We start from the raw sequence: 17783 nt of genomic DNA, 5'->3' as shown, positions 1-17783 counted from the left end.
GTATTTTATATGTGGAACTCTCTGTCACAACTGCAATTTTATCTTTATCCTTATTTTTATCATTACTTGAAGTAAAATGATTAAATGCAAAAATCCCAAACACAACCAAAAATAAAATCGCACTCGTAATTAATGATTTTTTAGATAAAAACGCTTCCCTAAAATAAAATGAAAATACATGATAAAATTTACGCATCTTTATTTCGCCCTCTCTACAAAGATTTCGTTCAACGTTGGCTCTAGCATTTTAAATTGTCGTAAGCTAATACCTTGTTCTTGCAATTGTTGCAAAATCTTTAGAGCTTCTGCATCGTCTTGTACTTTTACATAAAGAAGGCCTTGTTGTTTTTCATACGGGACATGTATAGCCTCTAATCCCTTTTCATTCTCTGCTATATCTTCAATCGTTAAATTACGAAAACCGTATTCTTTCTTAATATCACTTAACTGTCCTTCTACAACTGCTTCGCCTTTTTTCAAAATACATACATGTTGGCAAAACGCCTCTACTTGCTCCATACGGTGACTTGATAAAATAATTGTCTTTCCGCTCTGTACTTGTTCTCCAATAATACTAGCTAGCATTCCAGCATTAACTGGATCAAGTCCGCTAAATGGTTCATCCAAAATAAGGAGTTCTGGATCATGAAGAAGAGCAGCTATCAATTGAATTTTTTGCTGATTCCCTTTTGAAAGTTCTCCAGCCGTTTTAAATTTATATTCTGGAATTGCTAAGCGCTCTAACCAGTGATCAATTGCAAGATCCACTTCTTTTTTCGTCATTCCTTCTAATCTACCAAAATATCGCAACTGATCTATTACTCTACTTTTTGTATATAGTCCTCTTTCTTCTGGTAAATATCCAATTGTTACCCCGCTATCACCAAATGACTTTCCATCCCACGTAATAGAACCTTCATTTGGCGTTAATAAACCTAGTAACATTTTAATTGTCGTTGTTTTTCCTGCACCATTTCGGCCAAGTAACCCTAACACTTCACCTTTCGGTAACGAGATTTCCAAACCATTAACTGCTTTAGATTCTCCGAATATTTTTGTTAAGTTTTGAATTTGTAAACTCAATGTATATATCCTCCCCTTCAATAGCATTCTCGCTCTCGCTTACATAATATGTTTGTTTAAAACAACATATAGTAACCTTATTCCATCTTCTTACATACATTCCTTTTCTTCAACTACTTAGTTTTACCTTATCTTTTTTATTTACCTTATCTACTATAGGACAAACTACTACATATACAAAAGACAATATGCAAATGTTCATAAAAAAAATATCATATTTTAATATATAATATTAAATGATTTTCTAACATCGAGGAGGATACATATGAAGATGAAGAGGGGTATTACCACTTTATTATCTGTAGCCGTTCTTTCCACATCGCTTGTAGCATGTTCAGGAACAGCTGAGAAAACAGTGGCAAAAGAAGAGAAAGTACAATTAACAGACCAGCAATTAATGGCTGATTTATGGTATCAAACAGCTGGCGAAACGAAAGCACTATACTACCAAGGATACAATATTGGTCAATTGAAGCTTGATGCAGCTCTTGCAAAAGGGACCGGCAAAAAACCTGCTATCGTACTTGATTTAGATGAAACTGTTTTAGATAACAGTCCTCATCAAGCAATGAGTGTAAAAACAGGAAAAGGCTATCCTTATAAATGGGACGATTGGATTAATAAGGCTGAAGCTGAAGCTCTCCCAGGCGCTATTGATTTCTTAAAATACACAGAGTCTAAAGGTGTAGATATTTACTACATCTCAAATCGTAAAACGAATCAACTAGATGCAACTATTAAAAACCTTGAGCGCGTTGGTGCTCCACAAGCAACAAAAGAGCATATCTTATTACAAGATCCGAAAGAAAAAGGGAAAGAAAAACGTCGTGAGCTTGTTTCGCAAACACATGACATCGTCCTATTCTTCGGTGACAACTTATCTGATTTCACTGGTTTTGATGGGAAATCTGTAAAAGATCGCAATGAAACAGTAGCAGAATCAAAAGCACAATTTGGTGAAAAATTCATCATTTTCCCTAATCCAATGTATGGTGACTGGGAAGGTGCTTTATACGATTATAATTTCAAAAAATCAGATGCAGAAAAAGACAAAATCCGTCATGAAAACTTAAAATCATTTGATGCAAAATAACAAAGAGGATGGCTTACGCCATCCTCTTTTATTGCATATTTCTTGTTAAAGGCAAGATAAACACTTCAACACGTCTATTTTTCGCTTTTCCTTCAGGCGTATCATTTGGTGCAATTGAACGATATTCTCCGTAACCAACTGCACTAAACTTTTCTGGTTGCAATTCTTTATTTTGGAGTAACACCTGCATAAAATTAACTGCACGCTGTGTACTTAACTCCCAGTTTGATGCAAACTGAGCATTTGCGATAGGAACTGTATCTGTATGACCCGACACTGTAATTTCACGAGGTGATGCCGACACAAGCAGGTTAGACATCTCTTTTGCAATCCCTAATGATTCCAACTTCACATCTGCTTTCCCTGAGTCAAATAATACATTTTCTAATATCGTTACCATTAATCCTTTTTCAGTTAAATCCGTTTTAAACGAAGAAGATAATTGCTTTTCCTCAATATACTTGTCAATACTTTGTTGTACTGCTTTTAATTCATTCATTTCTTGCTTTTTCACTTCAGCTTCAGCATCTTTTTTGATTTTCTCAGATTCCAAACCACTTGCCGATAGCTCTTTTTCTTCTTTTGGTTTTTGATCACTTAAAAACTCTTTATTTCCTGTTCCACCTGCTAGTTCACTTCGAAAAGCTACTGCCATCTGTTTAAATTTCGCAGCATCTATACTACTCATTGCAAATAAAACAATAAACAGCGCAAACAACAATGTTAGCATATCAGAATACGGGATTAACCAAGTTTCATCGATATGTTCGTCATGCTTTTTCCTTTTACTTCTTCTATTCTTCCTACTCCGCATTCTTTTCCGCTCCTTTTTCTAGCTTTTTACGCTCAGTTGCAGAAAGCGCACCTAAAATGCGGTTTTTCATAATAAATGGATATGTACCTTCTTGTAACATTAATAAACAATCAATAATTAAACGTTTCTTCTCTAATTCAGCAGCAGACTTTTGCTTTAATTTATTTGCAAATGGATGCCATAATACGTAACCTGAAAAAATACCGAAAATCGTTGCAATAAACGCACCTGAAATAGCATGTCCTAGCTTTTCAATATCAGTTAAATTTCCAAGTGCAGCTACAAGACCAATAACAGCACCTAAAACCCCTAATGTAGGTGCATATGTACCAGCTTGCGAAAAAATAGTAGCTCCTTTTGCATGTCTTTCTTCAATTGCTTCTAATTCAGCTTCTAAAATTTGTTCTAAGTCTTCTGCAGATACACCATCAATCACAAACTTCATACCACGCAAGAGAAATTCATCTTGAATTTTATCTAATTGTTGTTCTAAAGACAAAATACCGTATTTTCTACTCTCAGATGTCCAATGAACAAATAATTCTAGTAACTGTTCATAACTTAAATCTTTTTTATTTGAACCAAAAAGAACTTTAAATAATTTTGGAATCCTTTTTAGTTGATTCATTGGAAAGGCAATACATACTGCTGCAAATGTACCCACAAAAATAATTAATGCTGCTGCAGGATTAACTAAGGCCATTACGTCAGCGCCCTTGACGACCATTCCTACTACTACTGCCAACACTCCTAAAATGACTCCAATAATTGTTGCAAAATCCATTCCCATTCACTCCTAGTCTATACAAGAAGTCCTTTATTCTCCATAATCGTTACATCTCCTTATATGTATATATTACATAAAAAATGAATCACATGAAAGATAGGAAATGAATTATATAAAAAAAACACTACAATTTCACACATTTTCTGACATTTTCTTTGCATTTCTATTACGTTATGACTCTTATATTTCTTTTTCAATAAACTAGACTTATAATAAAAACGATACATATTTTATTAAGAAAGGACAGTGATTACAAGGTCTCATGAAAAAGATAATACTTATTTCTGCCACTACTATTGTAATCGGTATCACATCTTTCGCTTACTTTGGTTCTAAATCACCACTGCAAAATGAGGCGAAAGCTGTCGAAAGTCAAAAACATAGTAACCATCCAAAAGAAGAGATTCCTGCTTTTCCAAAAGCTGATCATAATGCAAAGAAACTAGATGATAATTTTTCCGTTGTAACAAATCCAGATTCTGCTCTTGTATTAGTCAATAAACATCGTAAATTACCAGATGGGTACATTCCAGAAGATTTAACGAAACCGAACGTACCATTTACTAGTCCAAAAGATAAAGAGAAAACATTACTTCGCAAAGATGCTGCAGACGCTCTTGAAAAAATGTTCCAAGCAGCGAAAGAAGAAGGTTTAGAACTTACAGCAGTTTCAGGTTACCGTTCTTACAAACGCCAACAGTCATTACATAATACATATATTAAACGCCAAGGAAAAGCTGAGGCTGATTCGGTAAGTGCAATTCCTGGAACAAGTGAGCATCAAACTGGTCTAGCAATGGATATTAGCTCAAAATCTGCTAAATTCCAATTAGAACCAATCTTTGGAGAGACAGCAGAAGGAAAATGGGTTGCGGAACATGCTCATGAATTTGGTTTTGTCATTCGTTATTTAGAGGATAAAACAGAGACAACAGAGTATTCATACGAACCGTGGCACTTACGCTACGTTGGCAATACATATGCCGCATACATATATAAGCACCACCTAACATTAGAAGAGGCAACGAAGGACAAAAAATAAGAGAGCGAATCGCTCTCTTATTTTTCTTTTATTCTATTATTGTAATAATTCCTTCCATTCCTCAGGCCACGGCTCGCCTCTTCCAGTTTTTTTCGATGCTTGGACCATCATACCGCGTCCAACTAAACAAACTTCCCCCTCTGCATTTTTGACCATATAGTGTAAATCTAATGAGGAGTTCCCAACCGCTCCTGCCTTTACATATACTTTCAACTGCTCATCAAAATAAATTTGTTTAATAAAATTGCATTGTAAATCTGCAACAACGATCATCGTTTCTGATGATTCATGTGTCCATTCTTGCATAAATCCAAGTTCTTTAAACAATGCGATACGAGCTTCTTCAAAATATGTAAAAGCAACGACATTATTTACATGTCCAAACATATCTACTTCACCAAAACGAACTTTGACAGGATTATAAAATGAAAAACCACTTTCCCATTGCTCAAAGTCTTCAATATAAGAAATTCTCTTCATTGTTCCCTCTCCTTTTCGCCTTTAAAATAAACAGAATAAACAGAAATATAAAGTTATAAATATTGCCTCTTCAACATGAAGAGGCAATATTTATTAATAGTTATTGTCGCTACCAAAGAAATCTTTGAACGATTGAATTGTTGTATCACGGTTTAATGCTGCAATTGAAGTTGTTAATGGAATACCTTTCGGACATGATTGCACACAGTTTTGAGAGTTACCACAGTTTGCAAGTCCTCCATCACCCATAATTGCACGCAAGCGATCTGCTTTATGCATTTCACCAGTTGGATGCGAGTTAAATAAACGCGCTTGTGAAAGCGGTGCTGGTCCAATAAAGTCAGACTTACTGTTTACGTTCGGACATGACTCTAAGCAAACACCACATGTCATACATTTCGAAAGTTCATATGCCCATTGACGCTTTTTCTCTGGCATTCTTGGACCTGGTCCTAGGTCGTACGTACCGTCGATTGGAATCCAAGCTTTAACACGTTTTAACGCATTAAACATACGGCTACGGTCAACTTGTAAGTCACGTACAATCGGGAATGTCTTCATCGGCTTTAAGCGAATTGGTTGTTCTAACTGGTCAATAAGAGCTGTACATGATTGACGTGGTTTTCCGTTAATCACCATCGAACAAGCACCACATACTTCTTCTAAACAGTTCATATCCCATGCAATCGGAGTCGTCTGGTTTCCTTTTGAATCAACAGGATTACGACGAATTTCCATCAGTGCCGAAATAATATTCATATTTGGACGATATGGAATTTCAAACTCTTGGTCAAACTCTTGTGCATCTGGTCCATCTTGTCTCGTAATGATGAGGCGGATTGTTTTCTCAGACATGTTGCTTATCCCCCTTCTCTTCACCCTTAGCAGCTACATCATGTTTTGAGGAATAGTCACGTTTACGTGGTTTAATTAATGAAACATCCACTTCTTCGTAATGGAATGCTGGTGCTTTTCCTTCTCCCTCAAATTTCGCCATCGTAGTTTTTAAGAAGTTTGCATCATCACGATTTGGGAATTCTGGTTTGTAATGCGCTCCGCGGCTTTCATTACGGTTATATGCGCCAATTGTAATAACACGTGCTAACTCGAACATATTTGCAAGTTGGCGTGTAAATGAAGCACCTTGGTTACTCCATCTCGCTGTATCGTTAATGTTAATGCGTTTGTAACGCGCCATTAACTCTTCAATTTTCGCATCAGTTTCTATTAACTTTTTATTTTCACGAACTACTGTAACGTTATCTGTCATCCATTCTCCAAGCTCTTTATGAAGAACATATGCATTTTCGTTACCATCAAGCGTTAAAATATTGTTAAATTTCTCTGTTTCGATTAATTCATTTTGCTCATATACAGTAGATGAAACAGCATCAGATGATTTAGAAAGACCTTTCATATACTCAATCGCGTTCGGTCCTGCTACCATACCACCGTAAATTGCTGATAATAGTGAGTTCGCACCAAGGCGGTTACCACCGTGCATAGAATAATCACACTCACCTGCTGCAAATAAACCTGGAATACTTGTCATTTGTTTATAATCAACCCATAATCCGCCCATTGAATAGTGAACCGCTGGGAAGATTTTCATTGGTAGTTTACGAGGATCATCACCTGTAAATTTCTCATAGATTTCAATAATTCCACCAAGTTTAATATCTAGTTCTTTCGGATCTTTATGAGAAAGATCTAAGTACACCATGTTTTCACCGTTAATACCTAGTTTTTGCTCTACGCAAACATCAAAGATTTCACGCGTTGCAATATCACGAGGTACAAGGTTTCCGTAAGCTGGATATTTTTCTTCTAAGAAGTACCATGGCTTACCATCTTTATACGTCCAAACACGTCCACCTTCACCACGTGCAGATTCACTCATAAGACGTAACTTATCGTCTCCAGGAATTGCCGTTGGATGGATTTGAATGAACTCACCGTTCGCATAATATGCACCTTGTTGATATACAGCAGACGCTGCTGTACCTGTATTAATAATAGAGTTTGTTGATTTTCCAAAGATGATACCAGGGCCCCCTGTTGCCATAATCACGGCATCAGCTTGGAAACTTTTTATCTCCATAGTTTGTAAGTCTTGCGCGACGATTCCTCGGCACACACCTTCATCATCCACAACAGCTCGTAAGAAATCCCAACCTTCATATTTCGTTACAAGTCCTGCTACTTCATGACGACGTACTTGCTCATCTAATGCATATAGTAATTGTTGACCAGTTGTTGCGCCAGCAAATGCTGTACGATGATGTTGTGTTCCACCGAAACGACGGAAATCAAGAAGCCCTTCTTCCGTACGGTTGAACATAACACCCATGCGGTCCATTAAATGAATAATACCAGGTGCTGCATCACACATCGCTTTAACTGGTGGTTGGTTCGCTAAGAAGTCCCCACCATAAATTGTATCGTCAAAGTGGATCCATGGAGAATCCCCTTCACCTTTTGTATTTACGGCACCGTTAATTCCACCTTGGGCACATACAGAATGTGAACGTTTTACTGGTACTAAAGAAAATAGTTCAACATTCACTCCTGCTTCTGCCGCTTTAATCGTTGCCATTAAGCCGGCCAAGCCACCGCCGACTACTATAAGTTTCCCTTTCATGTTCTCCCACTCCTTACTGGTTTGCTAGCTGTGGATCGATGAACGCTAATAATGCACTCACACCTACATAAGATAGACCTAAGAAAATAGCTAATGTTACATAAGTAGAGATTCTTTGTGAACGTGGAGATACTGTAATTCCCCAGCTTATGCAGAATGTCCATAGTCCATTTGCAAAGTGGAAAATTGTTGAAACAACACCAACTAAATAGAAACCAAACATAAATGGGTTGTTTAAAATATCTGCCATCATATCATAGTTTACCTCTTTACCTAACAATGCTTGAATACGAGTTTCCCAGACGTGCCAAGAAATGAAGATCAGCGTAACGATACCTGAAATTCGTTGGAAGACGAACATCCAGTTACGGAAATAGCCGTAAGATACCGCATTGTTCTTAGCTGTAAATGCAATATATAAGCCATATATAGCATGGTACAGTATAGGTAAAAAGATGATGAAAATTTCTAGCGCATACCGGAATGGAAGGAGCTCCATAAAGCCTGCAGCTTTGTTAAAAGCCTCTGCTCCTCTTGTTGCAAAGTTGTTTACAATTAAATGTTGCGTCAAAAAGACACCAACCGGGATGACCCCCATTAATGAGTGCCACTTACGAAACGTATACTCGCGGCCTTTCATGTCCCCATTACCCCCTTGAATGTTTGACTGCTGTTTTCAGATTAATTTACAACAATAATGTTTTTTCACTATTGGCATAAGAAAAACTGAAAAAATTATTCAAAATATTTCAGCATAATTTGATTCCAAGTTCATTTTACCCCTATTTTTGTCGAAGCGTCAAGAAAACGTATACATAATTTGCATATAATTTGCCAATTCTTTTTTTCTTCTTATATATTCAGATTTTCCCTAAGAAAAATCTGTTTTTATAAATGAAAAATGTTATATAATAATCCCTATAGAAAGAGGGGAATATTGTGAGCAAAAATACAATCGATATAACATCTTTAGAAGATGTTTCATTGAACGCCTTCGCTTATGAATTGCTACGTGAAGAATTACTACCTGATTTAATTGGTAACGATTTAGATGGTATTTTATACTGGGCCGGTAGAAACCTTGCGAGAAAATATCCACTAGAAACAATTGAAGAAGTCATTCAGTTTTTTGAAAAAGCTGGTTGGGGCACTTTAAGCATCATTGAACATAAACGTCGTGAAATGCAATTTCAACTTAAAGGTACACTTATTACTGAGCGTCAAAAACAAAAAAGACATTCATCTTATCAATTAGAAGCTGGATTTATCGCCGAGCAAATTCAAAGACAAAGAAACGTCGTTGCAGAGTCCTATGAGGAACAGAAAAAACGTTCAGACTCTATTACATTTCTTGTTAAATGGGATATAAAAGATCTCATTGAAGTGTAGCATCTACTTACAGTCAACTAGACATATAAGTTTAGTTGACTTTTTTGTATATTCATTTAGGTGTGTTTATTTTAAATCTTCAGAAATTATATCAAAAAACAGAAGACATTGTAAACTACAACGTCTTCTTACCTGTTAAATAAGTATAAATTGTCTCCGCTACATTTTTCGGCATACCCGCTTCGACAAATTCCGATACGGAAGCTTCTTTCATCTTTTTTAATGAACCAAAATGTTTTAGCAATACTTTTTTTCGTTTATCACCGATTCCCGGAATTTCATCTAACGCCGATTGAATAACAGATTTCCCGTGTAATTGACGATGGAATGTAATTGCAAATCGATGTACTTCATCTTGAATGCGCTGCAATAAATAAAATTCTTGGCTATTCCTCGCAAGCATAACAGGCTCAGGCGGATCTCCAATAATTAAATGTGATGTTTTATGTTTTTCATCTTTTACAAGCCCTGCCATTGGAATATATAATCCAAGCTCGTTTTCAAGAACATCACTTGTAGCCGCTAGATGTCCTTTTCCCCCATCGATAATTATTAAATCTGGCAAAGGTGAATTTTCCTTCAATGCTCTCGTATAACGGCGTCTCACAACTTCCCTCATAGACTCGTAATCATCTGGCCCTTGGACCGTTTTAATTTTATATTTCCGATATTCTTTCTTCGCTGGTTTCCCATCGATAAAAGCAATCATTGCTGAAACAGGATTTGTCCCTTGAATATTTGAATTATCAAACGCTTCAATACGATAAGGTGTTTCAATACCGAGCTGCTTTCCTAAATGATCTACAGCTTTAATCGTTCGCTCTTCATCACGTTCAATTAAGTGAAATTTCTCTTCTAGTGCAATTTTTGCATTTTTATTTGCTAATTCCACAAGATCTTTTTTCTTCCCACGCTTCGGCTGTGTCGCTTCAACTTCTAAAAAGCGCTCTACTAATTCTGAATCGATACTTCCTGGAACAACAATTTCCTTCGGCTTGAAATGACTACTGTTTTCATAAAATTGACCGATAAAAGTTAAAAAACCCTCTTCAGGTTCATCATATATCGGGAACATGGAAACATCGCGCTCAATTAACTTTCCTTTTCGAACGAAGAAAACTTGAACACACATCCACCCTTTATCAACTGCATATCCAAACACATCCCGATCCACTAAATCACTCATAATCATCTTTTGCTTTTCCATAATTGCATCAATATGAGCAATTTGATCTCGCAACTCTTTCGCCCGTTCAAATTCTAGTTTCTCTGAAGCCTCGTACATCTTCGTTTCTAATTCTGAACGAATTTCTTTATGCCCACCATTTAAGAATTTAATAATTTCATCTACAATTTCTTTATTTTGCTCATCCGTTACTTCTTTCACACAAGGCGCTAAACATTGGCCCATATGATAATATAAGCAAACTTTATCTGGCATATTTGAACATTTACGAAGTGGATACATACGATCTAATAATTTCTTTGTTTCATGTGCCGATTGCGCATTTGGATAAGGGCCAAAATACTTTCCTTTATCCTTTTTTACGTTTCGCGTAATGAGTAAGCGCGGCTGTTTTTCAGCTGTAATTTTAATGAAAGGATATGTTTTATCATCTTTTAATTGAATATTATATTTCGGATCATATTTTTTTATTAAATTCAACTCTAAAATAAGAGCCTCCAAATTTGAGGAAGTCACAATATATTCAAAATCAACAATTTCTCCAACAAGCCGAAGTGTTTTCCCATCATGTGAACCAGTAAAGTACGAGCGCACACGATTTTTGAGTACCTTTGCTTTTCCGACATATATAACTGTTCCCTGCTTATCCTTCATTAAATAACAACCAGGTTGATCAGGCAAAATTGCTAACTTCTCTTTTAAATGCTCGTGCACTCGTCTCCCTCCATTTCTACATGCTTATCATTTTTATTTTCACATAAAAACATACTATGTCAAAACACCCAACATACGTTCTTTTATTGTAACGGAAAGGTTGTAAAAAAGAAAATAAAAAAAGCTACCAAATGGCAGCTTCTTTATTTTAGAAGTGTTTAGAAACTAATTCTACTAACGCTTCTTTCGGTTTATATCCTAACGCTTGATCAACCACTTTACCGTCTTTTAATACGAAAAGAGCTGGAATGCTCATTACTTCGAATTGACGAGCAGTTTCTTGGTTTTCATCAACGTCCACTTTTACTACTTTTACTTTCTCGCCTAACTCTGAATCGATTTCCTCTAATACAGGAGCGATCATTTTACAAGGTCCGCACCAAGGCGCCCAGAAATCTAATAATACAACACCTTCGCTAGTTTCAGCTGCGAAGCTTTGGTCATTTGCATTTATAATTGCCATTTTATTTCCTCCTTCAAGTATATTCTACCAAGAGTATATCATTAACTTTTATACGTGGCGAATATTATGTATCGTTATGTATTGTAACAAAAAAATGTTCCTTTATACTATATAAAAATATGGATGAAATACTAAAAAGATGAGAGACAGGGGATCTCTCACCTTTTTCTATATATAGGGGTACTTCACTTGGAACTCAAGGGTACTCAAATCATGAATGTACTTTTAACTTTTTAAACTCTTCTGTTAAAAGAGGTAATACTTCAAATAGATCACCGACAATACCGTAGTCAGCTACTTTGAAGATACTTGCTTCTGGATCTTTATTAATCGCAACAATTATTTTTGAATTAGACATACCAGCTAAATGTTGAATCGCACCAGAAATTCCGCATGCAATGTATAGGTCTGGTGTAACAACTTTACCTGTTTGACCAATTTGTAATGAATAATCACAGTACTCAGCATCACAAGCGCCACGAGATGCTCCAACAGCGCCGCCTAGTACGTCAGCTAATTCTTTTAACGGTTTAAATCCTTCTTCACTCTTCACACCACGTCCGCCAGCTATAATGACTTTCGCTTCAGAAAGATCAACACCTTCTGCAGTTTTACGGACAACATCTTGAATGATTGTACGTAGATCTTTCACATCAACTGTAATAGAAGACACATCACCGATGCGAGATTCATCTTTTTCAAGAGTTGCGATATTATTTGGACGTACTGTCGCAAATAATATACCATCTGTTACAATCTTCTTCTCAAATGCTTTACCAGAATAGATTGGACGAGTAAAGATAACATTGCCACCTTCAATTTCTAAAGCAGTTACGTCAGAAATTAAACCAGCTTCAAGCTTCGCTGCTAATTTTGGTGATAAATCTTTACCAAGTGCTGTATGTCCAAATACAATGCCTTCTGGATTTTCTTCAGCATATACAGCTAAAAATGCTTGTGCATAACCATCAGATGTATATGATTTTAATTTATCATTTTCAACTGTCACAACGCGATCTGCACCGTAATGAATCAATTCATTTGCAAAAGAGGCAACGCTGTCTCCAACTAGAAGACCTACCACTTCACCGCCTTCTGCAATTGTTTTTGCTGCTGCTACTGCTTCAAACGAAACGTTACGTAGCGATCCATCACGAACTTCACCCATTACTAATACTTTACGAGCCATAGATTTTCCCTCCTGCATATATAATTTCGTATTTTATTAGATTACTTTCGCTTCTGTGTGGAGCAACGATACAAGTTCTTTTACTTGATCTTGCAGCTCGCCTTGTAACACTTTTCCTGCATCTTTCTTAGGAGGCAAATAGATTTCAATTGTTTTTGTTTTTGCTTCCACATCATCTTCTTCTAAATCTAAATCATCTAATTCTACTTCTTCTAGTGGCTTCTTCTTCGCTTTCATAATACCTGGAAGTGATGGATAACGCGGTTCATTTAAACCTTGTTGCGCTGTTACTAGAATAGGTAATGATGATTCAATTACTTCTGTATCCCCTTCAACATCACGCTCAATCTTCACATTTGTACCATCAATTTCAAGCTTCGTAATCGTCGTTACGTATGGGATATTTAACGCTTCAGCTACTCGTGGACCAACTTGTCCAGATGCACCGTCAATCGCAACGTTCCCGCCTAAAATTAAATCAATTTCTTTATCTTTTAAATATTCAGCAAGCACTTTTGCTGTTGTAAATTGGTCACCATTCTCAACATCATCTTCAATGTTAATTAGTACCGCTTTATCGCAGCCCATCGCTAATGCTGTGCGAAGTTCTTTTTCACTATCCTCGCCACCAACTGTTATAACAGTAACTTCTCCACCTTGTGCATCTCTTACTTGAATCGCTTCTTCAATCGCATATTCATCGTAAGGGTTGATGATGAATTCCGCTTCGCCATCGTAAATTGCACCGTTTTTAATTACGATTTTTTCTTCTGTATCAAATGTTCGTTTCATGAGTACGTAGATGTTCATTCCATTTACCCCCTTATTTTTCAGAAAGATTCTATCAATTTTAAAATTCTGTTAATTTTTATTAAAAAAATAATTGGACTACCTACCACTAAATGAAGGCTTACGTTTTTCTAAAAACGCTGCTACGCCTTCTCTTCCATCTTCACTCGTAAATACTTCACCAAAAATCTGTGATTCACGCTGTACACCTTCATAATAATGAGACGATTTTGTCGTTTGTAATAACTCTAGCACAGCACGAGTTGTTGCTGGGCTTTTTCCAGCAATCTGTTTTGCAATTTTAAGCGTATCTTCTAAAATGGATTCTTCAGAAAACACTCCGTTAACAAGTCCCCATTGCAATGCTTCTGCACCAGTAATTGGTGTACTTGTTAACATCATTTCACAAGCTTTCGCTTTACCAACATAACGTGGTAAGCGCTGTGTACCTGCAAAACCAGGAATTAATCCAAGTGTTAATTCAGGTAAACCAAGCTTTGTACTTTCAGTTACAAAGCGCATGTGGCAAGACATAGCAAACTCAAGGCCACCGCCAAGTGCCGCTCCATGAATTGCCGCAATAACTGGTTTTGAGCATTTTTCAACACGCTCAAACGTAACTTGTCCAAGCTGTGCTAACTCTGTTGCTTGCTTCGCTTCAGTAACAGATGTAAATTCTTTAATATCTGCCCCCGCTGAGAAGAAGCGTCCTTCACCATGTAAAACAACAACACGAATGTTATCATCCTTTTCCACTTGATCGATTAATTCAGTAACGTCATGCATAACTTGTGAAGACATCGCATTAGCTGGAGCATGATTTAACGTCGCCACCGCGATATGATCTTCAACTTTTACAGATAGGAATTTCAACATGATCCCTCCCATTATTTACGATAACCACAAGCTGCAATAAGTAGCCCGTGTACCGTTTTTGAAAGTGCGACCAGATCATACTTATGATCGCTCATTACCCAATTGGTCACAACTTCATCTACTGTTCCAAAGATCATTTGTCTTGCCACGCGAACATTTAAATCCGCCTGAAACTCACCTTGCTTTATACCTGTCTCTAAAATCTCATCCATAACTTGTAAGTAGCCTTTTAATACTTCATTTATTTTAAGGCGCAAGTCTTGATTGGACTGCCTTAGTTCTAATTGCGTAACGATAGCAAGAGGATCATTTTGTGACAACAGCAAGAAGTGCGTTTCTACCAACATGAATAACTTCGCTACAGCGCTTTCAATTCCTGCTATTTTTTGACGAATTGTTTCAACAAATTCTCCCATCTTCTCTTGGAATAAGGATATTAATATATCTTCTTTATTTTTAAAATATAAATAAATCGTGCCATCAGCTACCCCAGCTTGCTTTGCAATTTTAGAAACTTGCGCTTGATGGTATCCATTCTCCGCAATCACAATGACTGCTGCATCAATAATTTGATTGTATTTCGGTCTATTTTTCTTCACTTTACTGTCCCCTTCAAGAAGATGACTGAATGAATAGTCATTCATATTCTTATAATACTGACTATTTAGAAAAGTGTCAATCCTATTTTTTCAAAAAGAAAGGGCCTTAGCCCGTTTGCTCATCCTCATTCTTTCTCTTCTCTTCATCTATTAGGACACGGCGTAAAATTTTTCCGACTGTCGTCTTCGGCAACTCACTTCTAAACTCATATACCTTTGGAACTTTGTAAGCTGCTAAATATTTACGTGCAAACTGATCTAATTCTTCTTCAGAACACTCAGCGCCTTCTTTCAAAACAACAAACGCTTTTACAGTTTCCCCTCGATACGGATCAGGAACACCGATTGTTACCACTTCTTGCACCTTTTCATGTTCATATAACACCTCTTCTACTTCACGAGGATATACGTTAAAACCACTAGCAACGATCATATCTTTCTTACGATCTTTCACATAGAAAAAGCCATCCTCATCCATGTATCCTACATCACCTGTATGAAGCCAGCCATCTTGCAGTACAGCTGCCGTTTCTTCTGGCTTATTCCAATACCCTTTCATAATTTGTGGGCCCTTTACAACAATTTCACCAATTTCACCTGGAGGTAATGACTCTCCTGTCTCAAGTGACATGATGATTGCCTCAGTATCCGGCCACGGTACCCCAATACTTCCCGGCACACGCTTTTCCCACAAAAAATTCCCATGTGTAACTGGTGATGACTCCGTTAATCCATAACCTTCTACTAATTTACCACCTGTAACTCTCTCAAACTCCTCCTGTACTTCTACAGGAAGCGGTGCAGAACCACTAATACAAGCCTGAATTGAAGAAATATCATATTCTTTTAAAAGAGGACTATTTAATAGAGCAATATAAATGGTTGGTGCTCCTGGAAATAGTGTGACTTTATGTTTCTTAATTGCTTCAAAAACCATTTTCATATCAAACTTCGGAATAAGCACCATTTTATACCCTTGCATAATACTCAAATTCATTACAGCTGTCATCCCGTACACATGAAAAAACGGAAGAACACCAAGAATTACCTCTTCTCCTTCTTTACAATTATATAACCAATGCGCTCCCATTAAAGTGTTCGAAACGAGGTTTTTATGCGTTAACATAACCCCTTTTGGAAACCCTGTCGTTCCCCCTGTATACTGCAAAAGGGCTAGATCATTTTCAGGATCACATGGAACTTCAACATTAGTACTACTTTCCCTTTCTACCGATTTCCAAAGATGAATCGTTTCGCTTTCCGACACATTCACAACAAGATTTGCCTGCTTTTTTTGTACAAATGGATAAAGTAAATTTTTAGGGAATGGTAAAAAATCTGCAATACGGGTTACGATAATGTGCTCAATCTTTGTTGCAGTTTGAACGTTAGTAACTCTCGGAAACACTAAATCAAGGCAAAGAATAACTTTTGCCCCTGAGTCATGAAGTTGATACTCAAGCTCTCTTTCTGTATAAAGAGGATTCGTTTGTACGACAATACCACCCGCAAGCAAAGTACCATAATAACCAATTACAGATTGCGGACAATTCGGTAACATAATCGCAACTCTATCGCCTTTTTCAATACCAAGCCTTTGAAGGTAATTCGCAAATTTCTTTACCTTGTCATGGAAATCTGAAAATGTAACATCTTTCCCTAAAAAATGAAGCGCTTTCTTTTCTGGATAACGAGCAGCCATTTTCTCTAAATATCTATGAAGTGGCTGAATATCATAAGAAATCGTCCCTGGAATTTCATCTGGATAACTCTGCAGCCAAGGTTTTTCCACTCTCATTCCCCCTTCCAATACTTGTGAAAATAAATGAATGTTCATTCATGATGGTTGTTTTCATTATATTATAGTCATAACAGCGTTACAATCATAATATTCTGACTTTCATATAACTATGCTTTACTTCGTTAACTTCTTATTATATGTATAAACTCTCTTAATTTTAAAAGAATAAGAAAGTTCACGTTACTTAGCTTAATCTTATAATCGTTAAAACTGCACCAGGTGTAGTCGTTGATAATGTTGCAACAGCTAACAATCCAAACAACTGCAAACTAATTGCACTCCCCGCTGCAAGAGTCGTAATAATTGTTGCACTAAATGAAGTCGTCGCTAATGCAGGAGAGTTGATAGTCCCAGCAAGCGGTGCTCCATTAATTGTAATTCGCGAACTAACTAATAATGAAGCCGTTATATTAATTGTATATGAAATATAATAATTCCCCGCATTTGCGGCCGTAAATACTGTGTTCCCCCCCGACACTGTAATTCCTGGACCGATATTCTGATTATTTGGAAGTGGGACATTTGTTCCACCAAGAAGCACTGATATTGCCGCTCCTGATGTATTATTCGCAAATGCATACGTCGCAGTTATACTTGTACCTGTTACTCCCGTTGCTCCCGTTTCACCTGTTGCTCCCGTTGCTCCCGTTGCTCCCGTTGCTCCCGTTACTCCTGTTGCTCCCGTTGCTCCCGTTGCTCCCGTTGCCCCCGTTACTCCCGTTGCTCCCGTTACTCCCGTTACTCCTGTTGCTCCCGTTGCTCCCGTTGCTCCTGTTGCTCCCGTTGCTCCTGTTGCTCCTGTTGCTCCCGTTGCTCCTGTTGCTCCTGTTGCTCCTG

18 protein-coding genes and 1 pseudogene are annotated in these 17783 nt (G+C 37.1%); 3 read left to right on the top strand and 16 right to left on the bottom strand.

Going from position 1 to position 17783, the window contains the following annotated elements; translation table 11 throughout:
* A pseudogene (locus AB3X48_RS08285) lies at positions 1 to 196 on the bottom strand (ABC transporter permease); the annotation flags it as partial.
* Between the two features lie 2 nt (positions 197 to 198).
* Positions 199 to 1083 carry an ABC transporter ATP-binding protein gene (locus AB3X48_RS08280; protein WP_016106281.1) on the bottom strand — a complete coding sequence of 295 codons (885 nt, stop codon included), beginning with the start codon at positions 1081 to 1083 and terminating at the stop codon, positions 199 to 201.
* Positions 1084 to 1348: 265 nt separating this feature from the next.
* Between AB3X48_RS08280 and AB3X48_RS08275 the strand changes: the two genes are divergently transcribed.
* Positions 1349 to 2176 (top strand): 5'-nucleotidase, lipoprotein e(P4) family, encoded by an 828-nt coding sequence (locus AB3X48_RS08275; protein WP_002160318.1) that lies wholly within the window; start codon positions 1349 to 1351, stop codon positions 2174 to 2176.
* Between the two features lie 28 nt (positions 2177 to 2204).
* Here AB3X48_RS08275 and motB read toward each other — a convergent pair whose 3' ends face one another.
* Entirely contained in the window at positions 2205 to 2990 is a 786-nt protein-coding gene (motB, locus tag AB3X48_RS08270) for a flagellar motor protein MotB (protein ID WP_002160317.1), read from the bottom strand.
* Positions 2980 to 3774, bottom strand: coding sequence for a flagellar motor stator protein MotA (gene motA, locus AB3X48_RS08265; RefSeq protein ID WP_002112100.1), 795 nt, complete (start codon positions 3772 to 3774; stop codon positions 2980 to 2982). The genes motB and motA overlap by 11 nt, the downstream gene beginning before the upstream one ends.
* 265 nt (positions 3775 to 4039) lie before the next feature.
* On the opposite strand from motA, the gene AB3X48_RS08260 reads away from it, so the two are divergent.
* Positions 4040 to 4819: a M15 family metallopeptidase gene (locus AB3X48_RS08260; RefSeq protein WP_016106282.1), complete on the top strand. Its 780-nt coding sequence runs from the start codon at positions 4040 to 4042 to the stop codon at positions 4817 to 4819.
* Positions 4820 to 4855: 36 nt separating this feature from the next.
* On the opposite strand, the gene AB3X48_RS08255 is transcribed toward AB3X48_RS08260, so the two are convergent.
* From AB3X48_RS08255 to sdhC, 4 genes are all read right to left on the bottom strand, one after another.
* Positions 4856 to 5299, bottom strand: a complete 444-nt coding sequence (locus tag AB3X48_RS08255; RefSeq protein ID WP_002015410.1) for an acyl-CoA thioesterase — start codon at positions 5297 to 5299, stop codon at positions 4856 to 4858.
* A gap of 93 nt (positions 5300 to 5392) precedes the next feature.
* On the bottom strand, positions 5393 to 6154 hold the full coding sequence (gene sdhB, locus AB3X48_RS08250; protein WP_002088861.1) for a succinate dehydrogenase iron-sulfur subunit: 762 nt from the start codon (positions 6152 to 6154) through the stop codon (positions 5393 to 5395).
* The gene (gene sdhA / locus AB3X48_RS08245; protein WP_002160314.1) at positions 6147 to 7940 is read right to left on the bottom strand and encodes a succinate dehydrogenase flavoprotein subunit; all 1794 of its coding nucleotides are present in this window, start codon (positions 7938 to 7940) and stop codon (positions 6147 to 6149) included. The genes sdhB and sdhA overlap by 8 nt, the downstream gene beginning before the upstream one ends.
* 13 nt (positions 7941 to 7953) lie before the next feature.
* Positions 7954 to 8580, bottom strand: a complete 627-nt coding sequence (gene sdhC, locus AB3X48_RS08240) for a succinate dehydrogenase cytochrome B558 (protein ID WP_002015407.1) — start codon at positions 8578 to 8580, stop codon at positions 7954 to 7956.
* Between the two features lie 299 nt (positions 8581 to 8879).
* Here sdhC and AB3X48_RS08235 point away from each other — a divergent pair, with 299 nt between their 5' ends.
* A complete protein-coding gene (locus AB3X48_RS08235) occupies positions 8880 to 9329 on the top strand; it encodes a YslB family protein (protein WP_002015405.1) in 450 nt (149 codons plus the stop codon).
* Between the two features lie 115 nt (positions 9330 to 9444).
* Here the strand turns inward: AB3X48_RS08235 and uvrC are convergent, their stop codons facing one another.
* The 8 genes from uvrC to AB3X48_RS08195 all read right to left on the bottom strand — a co-directional run.
* Positions 9445 to 11229 (bottom strand): excinuclease ABC subunit C, encoded by a 1785-nt coding sequence (gene uvrC / locus AB3X48_RS08230; protein ID WP_016106283.1) that lies wholly within the window; start codon positions 11227 to 11229, stop codon positions 9445 to 9447.
* 148 nt (positions 11230 to 11377) lie between these two features.
* Positions 11378 to 11692, bottom strand: coding sequence for a thioredoxin (gene trxA / locus AB3X48_RS08225; protein WP_000974757.1), 315 nt, complete (start codon positions 11690 to 11692; stop codon positions 11378 to 11380).
* A 211-nt stretch (positions 11693 to 11903) separates the two neighbouring features.
* Positions 11904 to 12881, bottom strand: a complete 978-nt coding sequence (gene etfA, locus AB3X48_RS08220; RefSeq protein ID WP_002160311.1) for an electron transfer flavoprotein subunit alpha — start codon at positions 12879 to 12881, stop codon at positions 11904 to 11906.
* 36 nt (positions 12882 to 12917) lie between these two features.
* The gene (gene etfB / locus AB3X48_RS08215) at positions 12918 to 13691 is read right to left on the bottom strand and encodes an electron transfer flavoprotein subunit beta (RefSeq protein ID WP_002160310.1); all 774 of its coding nucleotides are present in this window, start codon (positions 13689 to 13691) and stop codon (positions 12918 to 12920) included.
* A gap of 78 nt (positions 13692 to 13769) precedes the next feature.
* Positions 13770 to 14546 carry an enoyl-CoA hydratase gene (locus AB3X48_RS08210; RefSeq protein WP_002088868.1) on the bottom strand — a complete coding sequence of 259 codons (777 nt, stop codon included), beginning with the start codon at positions 14544 to 14546 and terminating at the stop codon, positions 13770 to 13772.
* A gap of 11 nt (positions 14547 to 14557) precedes the next feature.
* Complete coding sequence (gene fadR / locus AB3X48_RS08205) at positions 14558 to 15145, bottom strand: fatty acid metabolism transcriptional regulator FadR (protein WP_087945806.1); 588 nt, start codon at positions 15143 to 15145, stop codon at positions 14558 to 14560.
* A 106-nt stretch (positions 15146 to 15251) separates the two neighbouring features.
* Positions 15252 to 16937 (bottom strand): long-chain-fatty-acid--CoA ligase, encoded by a 1686-nt coding sequence (locus AB3X48_RS08200; protein ID WP_016106284.1) that lies wholly within the window; start codon positions 16935 to 16937, stop codon positions 15252 to 15254.
* A 193-nt stretch (positions 16938 to 17130) separates the two neighbouring features.
* Positions 17131 to 17783: BclA C-terminal domain-containing protein (locus AB3X48_RS08195; RefSeq protein WP_483298822.1), on the bottom strand; the 653-nt coding region annotated here is incomplete at its 5' end.

The sequence above is a fragment of the Bacillus sp. S4 genome (genome assembly GCF_040838205.1).
Taxonomy (GTDB): domain Bacteria; phylum Bacillota; class Bacilli; order Bacillales; family Bacillaceae_G; genus Bacillus_A; species Bacillus_A cereus_U.
The sequence above is the reverse complement of the archived record's forward strand: the minus strand, read 5'-3'. Positions and strand labels throughout refer to the sequence as shown.

Bases quoted from the DNA above. Each gene is read 5' to 3' on its own strand.
- AB3X48_RS08275 (WP_002160318.1), top strand. From the start codon at position 1,349: ATGAAGATGAAGAGGGGTATTACCACTTTATTATCTGTAGCCGTTCTT.
- motB (WP_002160317.1), bottom strand. From the start codon at position 2,990: ATGCGGAGTAGGAAGAATAGAAGAAGTAAAAGGAAAAAGCATGACGAA.
- motA (WP_002112100.1), bottom strand. From the start codon at position 3,774: ATGGATTTTGCAACAATTATTGGAGTCATTTTAGGAGTGTTGGCAGTA.
- AB3X48_RS08260 (WP_016106282.1), top strand. From the start codon at position 4,040: ATGAAAAAGATAATACTTATTTCTGCCACTACTATTGTAATCGGTATC.
- AB3X48_RS08255 (WP_002015410.1), bottom strand. From the start codon at position 5,299: ATGAAGAGAATTTCTTATATTGAAGACTTTGAGCAATGGGAAAGTGGT.
- sdhB (WP_002088861.1), bottom strand. From the start codon at position 6,154: ATGTCTGAGAAAACAATCCGCCTCATCATTACGAGACAAGATGGACCA.
- sdhA (WP_002160314.1), bottom strand. From the start codon at position 7,940: ATGAAAGGGAAACTTATAGTAGTCGGCGGTGGCTTGGCCGGCTTAATG.
- sdhC (WP_002015407.1), bottom strand. From the start codon at position 8,580: ATGAAAGGCCGCGAGTATACGTTTCGTAAGTGGCACTCATTAATGGGG.
- trxA (WP_000974757.1), bottom strand. From the start codon at position 11,692: ATGGCAATTATAAATGCAAATGACCAAAGCTTCGCAGCTGAAACTAGC.
- etfA (WP_002160311.1), bottom strand. From the start codon at position 12,881: ATGGCTCGTAAAGTATTAGTAATGGGTGAAGTTCGTGATGGATCGCTA.
- etfB (WP_002160310.1), bottom strand. From the start codon at position 13,691: ATGAACATCTACGTACTCATGAAACGAACATTTGATACAGAAGAAAAA.
- AB3X48_RS08210 (WP_002088868.1), bottom strand. From the start codon at position 14,546: ATGTTGAAATTCCTATCTGTAAAAGTTGAAGATCATATCGCGGTGGCG.